This window comes from Prevotella sp. oral taxon 317 str. F0108, from assembly GCF_000162415.1.
GTDB lineage: Bacteria > Bacteroidota > Bacteroidia > Bacteroidales > Bacteroidaceae > Prevotella > Prevotella conceptionensis.
Window position 1 is genome coordinate 737,809 of sequence record NZ_GG740073.1, and the last position, 15,410, is coordinate 753,218.

Consider the following 15,410-nt stretch of genomic DNA (forward strand, 5'->3'; position numbering starts at 1 on the left):
CCCTAGTTAGTAAGTTGGTGAGTGTTAAGTTTTCGAATATGGGGATTTGTGAGCCAATAAGAACGGACTGCAATTAATAACTGGCGAATGAATAAGCTAAGAAGGGGGATGTTGGTTAGCAAGTTGATGAGTTAATTGGTTTCGACTAAGGGGTTTAGTGGTTCTTTCCGTGTTCCTCGAAAAGTGCGTTTCCTCGCCATGACAATGTTCAAGTGAACTCGACATTGCGCCTTTGGCTTAACGAAAACGTTCTCTTCTCGTTCCTCGAAAAGTGCGTTTTCTCGCCATGACGATGTCCGAGCAAGCTCGACATTGTTCATTTGGCTTAACGAAAACGTTCGTTTTCTGTTGATAAATTGACGAGTAAATGGTTTTACAAGCTGCTGCGACCATCGCATAATGCCCAGGTTTGCTTAACGAAAACCTCTTTTCTCTTGCTCAAAAGCAAAAAAACGATTATCTTTACAGCCGATAAGGTGGAACATGTTATGACAGTGGGCTTTCTTCGCCCCCGCATACAGGTGGGCATAACGCCTGTTACACGCCGCCAATCATTTAAAAATCTATACACGAAAACTGGTATCAGCCACCACAACAGCCCGCCAAACACGTAACTTAACAGCCGACACAACACATCATAACACTACAAAACAATACCCCAAAGACCTATGAACCCAATTTTACCCCGCGTGCAAACAGCCATGCACCACGCGCTGAGGCATCGCCTTGCAGTTGCCATTATTTTGCCGTCGCTGCTGACTATAGCCCCACCCGCTGCGCAAGCCACAACCGCCAACCTACAACGTGAGCCACGAACAGCCATGCCCGACAATGGCAAACGCCTACTTCGCGGAACCGTTACCGACGAAAACGGCGAGCCGCTGATGGGCGTTAGCGTGTCCGCCGATGGTTCAACGCCCCTCACCGTCACCGATGCCGACGGCAAGTTCAGCGTGCCCATGCCTGCCAACGCCACGCAACTAACCTTTACCTATGTGGGTATGGCCACACAAACCATCAACATTGGCCAACGTTCTAACTTCCACATCGCCATGAGTGCAGGCGAACAGGCACTTAAAGACGTTGTCGTTACGGGCTACCAAACCATTTCGCGCGAACGAACAACGGGTTCGTTCAACGTTGTTACGCCCGAAAAACTGAAAGGTAAACTGCAAACCAGCATCTTGGCACGGCTCGAAGGCATGGTGCCGGGCATGATGCAGCAGAACGGTACGCTGTACATCCGCGGCATGTCTACGCTAAACGGCGGTGCCAATGCTTACAGTCCGCTGTTCGTTGTAGACGGTTTGCCCTTCGAAGGCGACATTAACAGCATCAATCCTGCAACAATCAAGTCGATAACCGTATTGAAGGATGCGGCCGCCGCCTCTATCTACGGCGCGCGTGCTGCCAATGGCGTTGTGGTTATCAGCACCATCGATGCGAAAGGCGAGAATAAGACCACCATCAGATACGATGCCAGTGTGAAGTTTACGCCCAAACCCGACATGGACTACTTAAACCTGATGGACACGCGCGAGACGATAGACCTTCGTGAATATGGGTTCAAGTTTAACTCCATACCCTATGCCATGATACCTCCCAACTATTACCTCGACCCCGTTTCGGAATTGCTTTATAAGCATCGCGATGGGCTTATCGACGAGCAAACGTTTCAAGACGGCATGAACAAATATCGCAACCTGAACAACCGCAAACAGCTGGAAGACTTCTATACGCAGACCGGTATAGAGCACCAACACAACCTTAGCCTAAGCGGAGGAAACGACATCAACCGCTACGTGTTTACCCTTAACTATACGGGCAACCGCTTTAATGCGCGCTACAACCAGATGCAACGCTATGGGGCTACACTAAGAGACAACATCAAACTGACGAGTTGGCTTAACGCCGAGGCCGCCCTTACCATAAACTATAACAACACCAACAGCGACAGGGGAATGGGAACTTACACCGACATGTACAGAAACCAACCCTCGTACACGATGCTGAAAGACGAAAGCGGCAACCCCTTGAACGTGCCGACATACAAGTCGGAATGGGAAATGAACCGACTTATAGGCCTTGGACTTAAAGACGAACATTACAGCCCCATAACAAACAGGCGCGAAGAACGATATAACAGTAACGAGAACTATTACAGGCTGATGCTGGGACTGAACCTCAAAATCATGAAGGGGCTTAACTTCGACGTGCGTTTCCAAACCGAAAACTCGGCCGATAAAACGGTTGAGATATTCAGCGAACGTTCGTATCATGTGCGCAACATGATAAACGATGCCGCACAATACAACCCAGCCACCAAAAAACTAACGCTTAACGTGCCAGAGGGGGCGCACTATTCGGAGAGTAGGGGCGATGCCGACTCGTACACCTTGCGCGCTCAACTCAACTTCAATCGCGACTTCGGCCCGCACAGCATCACGGCTCTTGCCGGCGGAGAACGGCGCAGAACAAAGACCACCAACACCTCGATATACTACATGGGGTTCAACGAAAGCACGCTGGCTTACAAGCCCATAGACCCAACAGCCCTGACAAACGTTAAAGGAACGGAGTCGCTTGCGGGCAATTTCAGTTGGTCGTTCACAGGCAACAATTGGATAAACGAGATAGAAAACCGCTATGTGTCTTTCTATGCCAATGCTGCTTACGCCTTCGACAGCAAGTACAACCTCACGGCAAGCATACGTGTTGACCAGTCTAACCTTTTTGGAACCGACCCGCGTTATCAGTATCGCCCGCTTTGGTCGGTGGGTGGCGCATGGCATATCGCCAAAGAACGTTTCTTGGCGGGTAAGCTGTCGTGGCTCAACGCCCTCACACTTAGGGCTACTTACGGCATTGGCGGAAACGTTCCACGCGGTGCCAGCCCATACGTTACGCTGAAAGCAGCCCAATACAACCCTTGGAGCAAAGACTTTATGGCCGAAATAAAGAATCCGCCCAACTACACGCTGCGCTGGGAAAAGACCGCAACCACCAACCTAGGCCTCGATTTTTCCGTGCTCAACAATCGCCTTTCGGGCAGCATCGAGGTTTATCACAAGCATTCAACCGACCTCCTTGCCCAACGCGATGCCGACCCCACACTGGGCTTTAAACAACTAACGCTGAACTATGGCAACATGACCAACAAAGGCATTGAGGTTTCGCTGAACAGCGTTAACCTGCAAACGCGAAACCTAAGATGGACAACGGGCCTGAACTTTGGCTATAACAAGAATATGCTCGACGATGTGGAAGACTCTAATCCCAACGTACACTCCTACACCAGCGGCTTTGCAGCCGTTAAGGGACACCCGCTTGGGGCTATATTCAGTTTTCAGTACGCGGGCCTTTCGCCCACCGATGGAACACCACGCTATTATGTAGAAGGCGGCAGCAAAACCGAAGCGCAAGTAAGCAACTTGTCGGACCTTGTTTATTCGGGCACGCGTCATCCCACTTATAGCGGGTCGTTTAGCACCACCATTGCTTATAAAGACTTCGAGCTGTCGTTTATGTTGATGTTCTACGGCGGCAATGTGCTGCGCACCGAGCCTGCCCCCTTTGTGTCTGAACCATCGCATCTCAACCCCAATAAAGAGATGCGCAACATCTGGAGGCAACCAGGCGACGAGCGCAACCCCGATGCTACACCTGCATTTACGGGCTATGCGCTAGACCTGGCAACAGTGAGGCATCCGTGGTATGCTGCCGACCGCCACGTGTTTAAGGCCGATTATGCCAAGCTTCGCCACCTGTCGCTCACCTATCGCGTACCCCAGCGGCTTGTGTCTAAGTGCGGATTGGCGCAACTGGCCTTTACCCTGCAAGGACAAAACCTGCTTAGTTGGAGTGCCAACAAATACGGTGTAGACCCCGAAGCACTGGGAACAACGGGCTACGGATGGGGCATGCGCACCATACCAACGCCTGCAACGTGGACATTCGGCCTTTCGGCAACGTTCTAAACCTGCGCCCTACACACATTAACGGAAATGACAATTCCCACCTAAAAGCAAAAGAAAGATGAAAACAACATATAACACCATCGTATCAATGGCTTTGACCGCGCTGCTATGCGCCTGCGATTCGTTTCTCGACATCAAGCCCAAAGGAGAGAGAATACCTGAAACGGCCGCCGACTACAAAACCATGATCAGCCATTATGATATACAAAAGATGGGCGAAACATATCCCATCTACCTCACCGACGATTGTTATCTGCCAGACATGGCATTCAGTACAAGTTCTCAAGGGCTTAACACCATCAAGCCAAGCCTAAAACGTCTTTACACTTTCGACAGGCAAGTGTTCGGCGATGGAGAAGACGATACGTTCTGGTCTTCGTCTTATTCGCGCATCTTCACCAACAACGTGGTTATTCGCGAAGTGATGGATGCCACCGAAGGAAGCACTGCGGAGAAGTCGGCCATACGCGGCGAAGCACTCGTTAATAGGGCCTTAGACTATCTGTACCTCGTTAATGCTTACGCCAAACACTATAACGAGGCCACGGCCGATGCCGATGCTGGCGTGCCCTTGCTGCTTAACGCCGACATTTCGCAAACCAATCTTACGCGAACTAGCGTAAAAGGCGTGTATCAGCAGATACTGGCCGACCTCAATGAGGCAGAAAGCAGCCTGCCAGAAGAAATAAGCGGCAATGCTTTTCATGCCACGAAAGATGCCGCACGCGGACTTAGAGCTAGGGTTTACCTATATATGGGCAACTATGCAGAGGCTCTGAAGGCGGCCAACGAGGTGATTGCCCGACACGATACGCTGCTCGACCTTACGCGTTATGAAGTGGTGAAACCCGCAGGTCAGATAGGTCGCACCAATGTTCCTGATGCCGATGCCAACCCCGAAAGCATCTTTATCAAATACGCACCCTATATCTTTGGGCTGAGTTCGCAGGTGTTTCCGTCGGACAGCTTGCTGAAATTATACGAAGATGCCGACATGCGAAAGGTGCTTTTTATGGCCGAAACGTTCCGCGGAAAGCCACTTCCGCGCCCAATATGGGTTCCGTATGTGCGGGCCAACACGGCCATTAGCACGCCCGAGCTGTTTCTCATCGCTGCCGAATGCGAAGCCCGTGTGGGTTATATGCCACACGCCTTGGCGCTGGTAAATAAATTGCGTGCCCATCGCATTAAGGATAATGGTTATGTTTCGTTGGCGGATAAGGACAGCGTGCTGAGTTTCGTACTCGAAGAACGCCGCCGAGAACTGGCTTTCAACGGCTTTTTACGGCTCATCGACCTGAAAAGACTTAACCTAGACCCACGTTTTGCCACTACGGTTAAACATGTTGGCGATACTGAAACATGGGTGCTGCCGCCAAACGATCCGAGGTACGTTCTGCCCATTCCGCAAAGGGTGATGCGCTTTAACGCCAACACCATGACCCAAAACGAAAGATAACAATATGAAACGACTTTTTTCGATTGCCCTATTGGCTGGGCTTATCGCAGTTCAATGCTTGGCTGTGGGCATCAGCGTGCAGGGATATACGGCCGACAAGCGCATTAAAAGGCTGTATCTTTTCATGGTTCAAGATGAGCGTTACGGTTATGTTCAGCCCCTCGACTCGTTCGAGGTGACGGACGGAAAGTTTGCCTATCAAAATGATACGCTCACCACGCGGCTCTTCTTTCTTTCGCCCGTGTTCAACGCTAGCGACATGGAGAGTTGTTTCGAGCAAGGCACTTACTTGTTTTTAGCCAGTGGTAACAACTTGCTGTCGGTTTCTAGGAATGCCCGTGGAGCAATAACGGCAGACAATCCCAACGTGAAACTTAACGCGCAACACGCCCTGTTTACACATCAAAAGGACAGCGCAGGCAACAAACATACGTTAGACTCGTTGGACCAAGTGTTCTACGCGGCGCGCAATCGCAACGACCAACGCGAGATGCAGCGCATAAAAACGAGTACCGCGCCTATCTATAACCGCGCCTACGAACAGCTGCGACAATGGTTAGACAAGGAAGTGGCGCGGCAGCAAGGCTCGCCCTTCGGCCTATACCTTTATTATACATACAGGTTGCAGCACGCCAACATCACCAACCGCACTGATTTAGACCGCGCGCGGCAAGTGGTTGAGGGGGCTAACGATGAGGCGAAACAAACGTGGTACTATGCACGGGCAACGCAAAAGCTAAATGCCTTGGAACAAACGGTGGTGGGACAAGTGGCTCCTGCCATTGTGGGGGAAGACAAAGCAGGAAAAGCTTTGAGCCTATCTCACTTTAAAGGGAAGTTTGTATTGGTAGACTTTTGGAGCTCTTCTTGCACTTGGTGCAGGAAAGAAACGCCCAACTTGCTCAAAACTTTCAATGCCTTTAAAGACCAGAACTTCACCATCTTGGGCGTTTCTACCGATTTTAGGAAGGCCGATTGGCTGAAAGCCATTAAGGAAGATGGGGCTATATGGCAACAGCTCTTGCTTAAAGGCGATGCGCGCAAGCAGGTTTTGGCGGCCTATTCTATTGTAAGCATACCCCAAATTCTCCTCGTTTCGCCAGATGGAACAATCATTGCCAAAGACTTGCGGGGGAATAAAATCTACGAGGCGGTGCAAAAAACACTAGCGAAATAGCAGTTGATACACGCCGGTAGAAGGTAAAGAAGACTAGGCAGGCTAATCGAACAAGTGCGATTAGCCTGCTTTTATTATATAGGGAGGGTGGTATAGGGGGTGGGTTAGCGTACGAACGACTGATGGCTGGAACAACAGTTGTTGCCGTTGACTATGAGCAGCATGCCCTGCAAACGCTTGCGCTGGTCGTTGCAAGCGTACATGTTTTCTGTGCCATTTTCCACTCGTGCGAGTTTACGGCATATTTATTTTGTCTAGTTTTTGGTAAGAATTTTAACATGATAAGTGCCCTTTTTGCCCACCAATCGCCTACCTTGTCGCAAAAAATCGATTCTCGCGAAGGTTTGTTTTGATGTAAAATGGGGTTAGCATGTGCTTGTAGTAAAATGAATATTTATTTGAAAGGGCTGCCATTTACACCCGTTTTGGGGCTATTTGGTGCTAAACGGAGTGCGTTTTGGCGCTAAATGGAGTGTGTTTTGGTGCTAAATGCACTGCGTTTTGGTGCTAAATACGGTGCGTTTTGGTGCAAAACGCAAGGCATTTTGGTGCTAAATGCAGTGTGATTTGCTGCTAAATGCAAGACGGAAAGCATAAATATCCACAGCTTTTGTATAAACAAAACCTTTAAGAGCTATGAAATACATGGCTAGAAAGGGCAAAATGGCCATTAAAAAGTGGGTTTTTAGGGGCTAAAAGCAGGTAATTGGGGTTGAAAAAATACGAGTTGGCAACCAAACTAGAAAGGCAAAATGGTGCAAAATGCAGGTACTTGACTTAAAAACAGACAAACCCCAAGACATGAAAGGGTGGAAAAAGTGGCTTTTTGCCTACTTTTTAACCAATATTTTCGCTAGAACGGAGCGAAAATTAGAGCGGTATTGTAAAATAAAAGATAGTGGTTTGAGGTTGTGAGTTGGTGAGTTGATGAGTTTGTGAGTTTGTGAGTTGACGAGCTTTTGAGTTAGTGAGTTGATGAGTTAGTGAGTTGACGAGCTTTTGAGTTAGTGCGTTGATGAGTTAGTGGGTTGACGAGCTTTTGAGTTAGTGTGTTGATGAGTTAGTGAGTTGATGAGCTGATAAGTTTGTAAGTTGATGTGTTAGTGAGGTTTTGAGTTGGTGAATTGTTGAGTTGATGTCTTTGGAAGTTGTTGGGTCTTAGTGTGTTTATAAGCCAGCGAGTTGGCTTGTTCAGCGTTGCTTTCAGTTTATAGAAATATTAAAAGTCAATACGACTTAGGAAATAAGTTTCATCTAACCATAAGTAAGCCCCTTTCTGTTAGTCGCTATCACATCTTTAGCGCACAGCCTATGTGCGCGATGGATAGAAGCTACGTAATCAGCAGAAGGACTTAAAATTAAGCTGTTCAATACCTTGTAGAATACATTTGACAACATCTGGTGCCTTGTGTCCTCTCATTTTAGCAGACGGCCGATGAGTGATAGTTTGAAGAGGGGGATTACTTTATGAAATAGAAATACGTGATGCCTATTAATGGGCATTGTAGATAAAGAAATTGCACCGATTAGAGGTTTACCACACAGCAATATTTCAATATAAAAACTCCCCCCACCTTGCAGGCAAGATGGGGGAGCTCTATTGATGGATTATTTCTTGTCTTCCCAACCTGGGGTTTGCTTGATGGCATGACCAGCGTTGCGATAGAGCGTTAGTTGGTCGATGGGGATGGGGTAGAGATAATCCTTATCGGAGTAGGTACGCATAAAGCCTTGTTTCACAATAGGTATGATGTAGCCTACGCTGTCGTTTACCTCGTATTCGCCCTTAGCATTGAGGAGAACAAGTTTCATCTCTTTCATCTTCTCCAGTGTTAAGATCTTCTTAGGGTCGGTAGTGGGGTGAACCCTGTTGTACCACTCCATGTATTCGCGTTTGTTGACGTAGGCACCCATGTTAAGCTTGGGGTTCTTCACCATGTCGGCATAGTTTAGTTTCTTCCAACGGCGCAGGTCGTTAAAGCGTAAGCCCTCGTACACCAGTTCTACGCGGCGTTCGCGGCGTATTTCCCAAAGGATGGGCGAAACGTCTGCATCGCGCTGCGAGTCGTTTATTACGCCAGCCGGTACGCGTAGCGCATCGCCCACCAGCTGCAAGGTTGGCATGTTGGTGCTGGCGCGTTGACGAAGGGCGTTGATGGTTCGGTCGAAGTCGGTTTGGGTGAGGGTGTACTTGCCCAATGTGGCCAACTCTGCAGCGGCCTCGATGTAGTTCATCATCACTTCGTTGAGCTTCATCACGGGCGCATCGGTGATGTTGGTGTAACTCTTTCCGCCGGGCTGGTCGATGAGTTTGGGGTTGACAAAGCGATTGGCGAAATAGCCCGATGCGGCATACACTGATGCAACAGAGGGCAAGCGCAGTTCTGCGGTGTCGATGGTGGCATAAAGGCGCGGGTCGCGGTTGGCTATCTCGTCTTTGAGCAGCTTGTCGCCTTTGTAGAGTGCGTTTCCTCCCGTCTGCGTTATGGGCAGTCCGTCTTTCGTAAGGTAGCTTTCGATGAGCGATTTTGATGGGCTCGATTCCTCGCTCTCCGTGTTGTTGAACGACATCAGGCTGTGGGTAACAACGCCGGCCACGTACGCACGGTAGAGAATGATTTCGGGGTTACCGGCCAGGTCAATCGATGCGGTGAGGTCCTTGTAGTTGCTGCACAGCTGATAGCGTTTTGATTTCATAATGTAATCGGCCGCATCTTTGGCCACTTGCAGGTATTTGGCAGCCAACTCGTTGTTTTTGTTGTGGTATTTTTGCCATGTGCCTTCGAAGAGGAAGATGCGCGAGGTGTATGCGTACACCAGGTCGTTAACGATGTGCACGCCTTTGACGTCGTCTTGCTGGCGAATGTTGTCCATAGCGTACTTCATATCTGAGAGAACGCTGTCCATCACCTCCTGTCGTGTACTGAATGCGCGATAAAGTGCAGCCTTGTCGGTTGGTGCAACGGGGTGTTGGTAGTAAGGAACGTCGCCGAAGTTAGATACAAGCTTGGCGTATTCTAAGCCGCGCAGAAAACGGTTGACGCCAGTCCAATGGCGCTTGGGCTCGTCTGGCATGGCAGAATGCGCCAGTTTGTCGAGGTAGGTGTTGATGGTGTGCACCTGTTCGAAGTTCCAGGGGTAGCTGCTACTTGTTGTAGTGGGCACGTTCTTGATGAAGAACGTGGCTTCTTCTTGTGCGTTGTCGTCGTTCCAGTCGGCGATTTGGGTATCTGCGAACCAGTCGGAACGGCTCCATCCCGAGTTGTACCCTTTGAAGTAGATGGGGTAAAGGTCGTACATTGCAGACCTAATGACCTCTTCCGAGTTCCACCTTTCATCGATGTCGGCGTTCACACGGTCTAATGGCTCGCGTGTAAGGAAGTCGTTGCAGGCCACCAAAGGTAAAGTTAAGAGCGCGAGGCTCAATATCTTATGTTTCATTTTTATGCTTGTTAGGAGGGTTAGAATGCGGCTTGCAGGCCGAAAGAGATGGTTCGCGTGTAGGGATATGAGCGCCCGAAGGACCAGTCTGATTCTCCCTTTCCGCGTTTGTAGTTGGTTGTTTCGGGGTCGAAGGGCAGGTGTAGGCTGTCGAACTCAAAGAGATTTTCGGCACTTACGTACACGCGTACGCTTTGCAGCAAGGCTTTGCTCACGATGTTTTGCGGCAGGGTGTAGCCCAGTGTGATGTTCTTGCAGCGCAAATAGGCCATGTTAGCCAAGAAACGGGTTTGTGTGAGGTAGTTCCGAGCATTTTGTTTCCAGCTCATGTCCGTCGGACGGGGATAGAATGCACCCGTATTGGTGGGTGTCCAATAGTCAAGCTGATGCTTATATGCGGCTTCCTTGTAGCTAGAACCACCTGCGGGGATGCCGATTGCACCGCCAACCCAAAAGTCGCGCTTGCCCACGCCTTGGAAGAACATGTTGAAATCGAAACCCTTGTAGGTTGCTCCGAGCGAGAAACTGTACTCGTAGTTGGGTAGGAAGTTGCCAATGACCTTTTGGTCGCCATGGTTTTCAACGGTGTTGTCGCCGTAAGTGATTTCTCCATCACCGTTAATATCCTTATATTTCACGTCGCCCGGACCGAATTTAAAGTCGTCGTTCTCGTATTTACTTTGCGATGCGATGCCTGGTTTCAGTTTTCCGTTGCTGTCGAAGTCGTCGGCTTGGAACAGGCGGTCGGTTTCGTAACCCCATATCTCGCCTAAACGTTTGCCTTGATAGTTGCCGTTGATGTTGCGCGTTTGGCTGTTAAACTTGGTGATGACCTCTTTTACATGCGAGAAAGAAGCCGAAGCCGAAACGCCTAAGCCGTTGGAGAACTGGTGTTGATAGTTTATGCCCAGCTCTAAGCCTGTGCCAGTAATCTCTCCGTAGTTCTTCTTGGGGGGCTCTGCACCGAAAGTGGCGGGCAGCTGTTCGCCTCTGGTGTGCATGCCCGATGTTATGCGGCGATACCAGTCGAATGTTACGTTGAGGTCGTTGTTAAAGAAACTGGCATCAAGACCGAGGTCGAGCGTTGACACACGTTCCCACGTTAGTTCTTCCGAACGAATGGTGGGTGAGCTGAACGTTCCCATTTCCTTACCATCTACAACCCATCCCGAGTTTTGCGGTTTCATGATAGACATGTAAGCATAGGCGGCCACGTCTTGGTTGCCGATGGTTCCCCAAGAGCCGCGAACCTTAAGGTTGGAGAGTGCGGGCTTGGCCCAGTCCATGAACTTTTCTTCGGATGTGCGCCATCCAGCGGAGAACGAAGGGAAGAAGGCCCATTTCTTTCCGATGGGGAAACGCGAAGACCCGTCGTAACGTAGGTTGAACTCCAGCAGGTAGCGTTGTAGATAGTCGTAGTTGAGACGTCCGAACACGCCAGCGGCCGCGAAATCGTTGTGATAGCTGTAGTTACTGTTGTAAGAGAACTGGTCTCCGTAGGTCATGGCTATCTCGGGAAACTTCTCGCTGTAGAGCTTTTGGCGTTCTGAGTAATGCGAGAATGCTTCTCGTGTCTCGGCATCGAAACCTGCCATTACTTTGAAGTGGTGTTGCTCGGCTAGGTCGAACATATAGGTGGCGTAACCCTTGAAGATGTTCTGCAAGGTGTACTGACTGGACTGCTCAACCATGTTGTGCCACAAACCATAAAGGTTGGTGTAGCTGGAGAAAGGCGCGCTGGCAAACATATCGTAGGCGTAAACGGTGCCGCCGTTAAGCTTACGGGCATCGTTGGTGAACGAGAACGTGTAGTCGAAGTTAACGGAGAGGTTCTTCATCGGCGTTATCTCCGTGCCCAGGTTGGTGCGAACGTAGGTGGTTGTGGTGTTTTCGCGGTTGCCGTGCTTGATGTCGGTAACGGCCGAACGGAAGGGCTTGCCCTGATAAGTGGCATAAGGATACCAACGCGGCCAACGCAGAAGGTAGAACCAAGCATCGTATTGGCCAGACGTGAAACGATAAGGCTCGTCGTTCTTGGTTCGGGTGAAGAGTACGTTGGCACGAACCTTCCACCAGTCGCGAATGCTCGACGTGATGCTGCTGTGCAGCGTATAGCGGTCGTATTGGTCGCTGTTATATTTCATCACGCCCGTTTGGTTAAGGTAGCTAAGGCTGATGTTATAGGTGGTTTTCTTGCTGCCGCCCGTCACCGAGAGGTTGTGGTTCTGTTGTGGAGTCCATTTTCGGGTGAACTCTTTGATGGGATCGAACGAGCGATAGAAGTAAGTGTTGCCGCCAACAATTTCGAAGTCGCGGCCTTGCTGCATCTCTCCGAGTTCGTCTTGCGACATTCCACCGTATTTGTTTTCCCAATCTTCGAGTTTCTTTATTAGCTCCTCGTCGATGGTGTAGCCGATGCTTGTTTCTCTGGTCTTGCCTTTGCTCTTCATTATCTCGAAGATAAAGCGGGCATTGTCTGAGGCTTTCATCTGTTCGGGCATCTTGGTGGGCGTGCTCCACGCAAAGTTGTTAGAGTAGGTTACGTTCACCTTATCGTTGGCTGCGCCCTGTTTGGTGGTGATAAGGATAACGCCCCATGCGGCACGCGTTCCGTAGATGGATGCCGAGGCTGCATCTTTGAGCACCGAAATGGTTTCGATGTCGTCGGGGTTTACCAAGTTTAGGTTGGGAACTTCCACGTTGTCTACGAGGATGAGCGGTGATGTTCCTCCCTCAGCGCTAAGCGAACCCACCGAGCCACGTAGCTTAACGGTGCTTTGCGTGCCGACACCGCCAATGCGGTTGGTGATGGTAAGACCTGGGGTTATACCCTGCAAGGCCTTGGCCACGTCGGTGATGGGGCGGCTGGCGATGGCCTCTTTCACGTTGACGTTGGCCACGGCACCCGTGAGGTTCACCTTCTTTTGTGTGCCATAGCCCACCACTACAACCTCGCCTAGCTGACTGGCGTTCTCTGTCAGGGTGATGCGCATGTCGGCCCTAGCCGTCACTTGCATGGGATTGTAGCCCACGTAGGTGATGGTTAGCTTGTCTCCTGGGCGTGCGTCGATGGTAAATCGGCCGTTAATGTCGGTCACTGCGCCCACGCCCTTGCCTTCAATGGCTACCGATGCGCCCGTTACGGGTTCGCCGTTGGCATCGGTAACAATACCCGAAAGGCTTGTTTGCTGTTGCACTGCGTTTGTCGTGCGAGGCGATTGTGCGGCTGCAGCCTGCGCCTGATGTGGGGCGAAGGTGCCCGAAAGGGCTGCGAAAGCCACGCCTAAATAATAGATTCTTCGCATTTTAAATATGATTTGAAATGTTGGTTATTCGTTTTGGTTAGACTTATGCCGTAGTTGTAAAGCTTTTGCTGGGTGCTGTGACTGGTTGAACTTGCTGCTCGAACGGCGCTTGCGTAAGGCATGCAGTTGGCAGGGTGCTTGCCTTTTGGGGGCAAGTCCCTGCCAATGCTTGTCTTGTTCGCTATGCTTGGTACGGCAATTGGCTGTTAAACCAGTGCTGTTGCCCACTTGTTATACCGTTGCAGCTTCCGAAACCTCTATAGGGAAAGGCCGCCTTACGGCCTGTTACCATCCCGGATTTTGTTCCAATTTCCCGTTAAGGGCCTTTTGTCCCGTGGGGATGGGGTAGAAGTAGTACTTCTTATCGTAGGTCCTTACTTGCTTGCGGGTGTTTGAACCTGCCATGTAAATCTCCCAAGGTGCGGCATTGTTGAGCGTGTCTAGCTCTACTTGCGGCTTGTCTACGGTGGTCATGTTAGCTCCGCGGTAGATGTTGGGGTGCGCCTTAGAGTCTACTAATTCAAGTTGGTGCCAGCGAATGAGGTCCCAATAGCGGTACCAGTTGTCGAACATCAGTTCGCAACGGCGTGCGCGACGTATCTCCCAAAGCAGGTTACTTACGCCCATGTTGTTGGCAGGGTCGGCATCTGGGGTTAACGTCATGCCAGGTAGCCCTGCGCGACGTTGTAGCAAGTTCACCGACTTGTCCAAATCGTCTTGCGTTATCGATCCCAACTCGGCCATTGCCTCGGCATAGTTGAGGTAGATGACAGACAACCAATAGATGGGTGCATCGGTGTATTGGCGGTTTATATTGTTGCGTTCGGTTGTGGTAAGCAGTTGGGGGTTGTCGTATTTGGCCACGCCATAACCCGTGGTAGAGGTGAATGCGTTAGAACCTGCCCTTGAATAGGCTTTGCCCTTGAATGCCAACACCGAGTCGAGGGTTGCGCTCAGGCGTTTGTCGCGTACGGTAAAGAGATGGCCGATGTGGTAGCTGGTGTCTTGTACGGTCTTCATTACGCCGTCAACCTTTTTCTGCACGTTCACAATTACCATTTTAGGTGCATCCGTCTTGTTCAGTGCCGTGCTTGCCCGTGGTTTGCCGTCTAAGAACAGATAATTGTCGAACGCATCTTTGGTCATGCCGTTCGTTCCGCCCGTATTTACCGTGTAGTCGATGAGCGAGTGCATCAGCGTGTTCTTAGAATAGGGCTTGTAGAATATGATTTCGGGGTTCTTGCTCAAGTCTGTCGAGTTGTAGTTGCCTTGATAGGTGTCGTTGAGCTTGAATGCCGCATTGCCCATTATCACTTTGCAAGCCTCCACACAGGCGTTCAGATAGGTCTTGGCCCTTGTTGCATCGGGGCCTTTGCCTGCATTGTCTTCCGCTTTGCGGTATTTGCAGTAGGTGCCCTCGTACAAGGCCACGTCTGCTAGCATGGCATAGGCCATGTTCTTAGTGAAGCGTTGCTTGTTTGTTCCCGCGATGTGCTTGGTGGCGAAGTTGAGGTCGGCCGCTACACTGTCCATCACCACGTCGCGATCTACGCGTGGCCCGTATAGAATGTTGTCCGAATGGTGGTCGGGTACGGATATTACCAGTGGCACATTGCCAAACATGCGCACCAATTGATAGTATTGCCATGCCCTATTAAGGCGTGCAATGGCCTGGAAGTTGGCTTTGTCGTCTTCGTCCATGAGAGAAGTTGAGAGCCGCTCGAGGATGAAGTTGGCATGCCTGATAGACTTGTAGGCGTCTTTCCAATCGCTTGATGTGGCAGGGGCGTTCTTCCAAGCCCAATCGTTCTTTTGGAAGTCCACTTGGTCGTCGCCCAGCGTCTTATAGTAGAACCACCCTTGTCCGCCAGCGTTGCCATATCCCAAGTAGTCTTCGTAGAAAAGGTTGCACTGGTCTTCTAGGTTTACGGTGTTGTCCCAATATTCGGGCGTGTCTGTGAACTTGTCCTGCGGTGCAAGGTCTAGGAAGTCGTTGCAGCTTGCCAACGCGCCCAACGTCAACAGACCGGCTATGATTATCTTTTTCATTT

The 15,410-nt window shown here is 50.4% G+C and carries 6 protein-coding genes; 3 read left to right on the plus strand and 3 right to left on the minus strand.

Annotated features, from left to right (window positions below; translation table 11 throughout):
- Nucleotides 1-668 precede the first annotated feature (668 nt).
- Genes HMPREF0670_RS09405 through HMPREF0670_RS09415 form a run of 3 tightly spaced genes read left to right on the plus strand, consistent with a single transcriptional unit; the run spans nucleotide 669 to nucleotide 6,613 of the window.
- Nucleotides 669-3,977, plus strand: coding sequence for a SusC/RagA family TonB-linked outer membrane protein (locus HMPREF0670_RS09405; RefSeq protein WP_009230925.1), 3,309 nt, complete (start codon nucleotides 669-671; stop codon nucleotides 3,975-3,977).
- A gap of 58 nt (nucleotides 3,978-4,035) precedes the next feature.
- A complete protein-coding gene (locus HMPREF0670_RS09410) occupies nucleotides 4,036-5,436 on the plus strand; it encodes a RagB/SusD family nutrient uptake outer membrane protein (protein ID WP_009230926.1) in 1,401 nt (466 codons plus the stop codon).
- A 4-nt stretch (nucleotides 5,437-5,440) separates the two neighbouring features.
- Nucleotides 5,441-6,613: a TlpA family protein disulfide reductase gene (locus HMPREF0670_RS09415; RefSeq protein ID WP_044078041.1), complete on the plus strand. Its 1,173-nt coding sequence runs from the start codon at nucleotides 5,441-5,443 to the stop codon at nucleotides 6,611-6,613.
- Between the two features lie 1,608 nt (nucleotides 6,614-8,221).
- On the opposite strand, the gene HMPREF0670_RS09425 is transcribed toward HMPREF0670_RS09415, so the two are convergent.
- The 3 genes from HMPREF0670_RS09425 to HMPREF0670_RS09440 form a co-directional block, all read right to left on the minus strand.
- Nucleotides 8,222-10,054 (minus strand): RagB/SusD family nutrient uptake outer membrane protein, encoded by a 1,833-nt coding sequence (locus HMPREF0670_RS09425; protein WP_009230929.1) that lies wholly within the window; start codon nucleotides 10,052-10,054, stop codon nucleotides 8,222-8,224.
- A gap of 20 nt (nucleotides 10,055-10,074) precedes the next feature.
- On the minus strand, nucleotides 10,075-13,359 hold the full coding sequence (locus tag HMPREF0670_RS09430) for a SusC/RagA family TonB-linked outer membrane protein (protein WP_009230930.1): 3,285 nt from the start codon (nucleotides 13,357-13,359) through the stop codon (nucleotides 10,075-10,077).
- A 285-nt stretch (nucleotides 13,360-13,644) separates the two neighbouring features.
- Nucleotides 13,645-15,408, minus strand: coding sequence for a RagB/SusD family nutrient uptake outer membrane protein (locus HMPREF0670_RS09440; protein WP_009230931.1), 1,764 nt, complete (start codon nucleotides 15,406-15,408; stop codon nucleotides 13,645-13,647).
- Between the last annotated feature and the right edge of the window lie 2 nt (nucleotides 15,409-15,410).

Excerpts from the sequence above, each read along its gene's own strand:
- HMPREF0670_RS09440 (WP_009230931.1), bottom strand. The coding sequence starts at position 15,408 with ATGAAAAAGATAATCATAGCCGGTCTGTTGACGTTGGGCGCGTTGGCA.
- HMPREF0670_RS09405 (WP_009230925.1), top strand. The coding sequence starts at position 669 with ATGAACCCAATTTTACCCCGCGTGCAAACAGCCATGCACCACGCGCTG.
- HMPREF0670_RS09430 (WP_009230930.1), bottom strand. The coding sequence starts at position 13,359 with ATGCGAAGAATCTATTATTTAGGCGTGGCTTTCGCAGCCCTTTCGGGC.
- HMPREF0670_RS09410 (WP_009230926.1), top strand. The coding sequence starts at position 4,036 with ATGAAAACAACATATAACACCATCGTATCAATGGCTTTGACCGCGCTG.
- HMPREF0670_RS09415 (WP_044078041.1), top strand. The coding sequence starts at position 5,441 with ATGAAACGACTTTTTTCGATTGCCCTATTGGCTGGGCTTATCGCAGTT.
- HMPREF0670_RS09425 (WP_009230929.1), bottom strand. The coding sequence starts at position 10,054 with ATGAAACATAAGATATTGAGCCTCGCGCTCTTAACTTTACCTTTGGTG.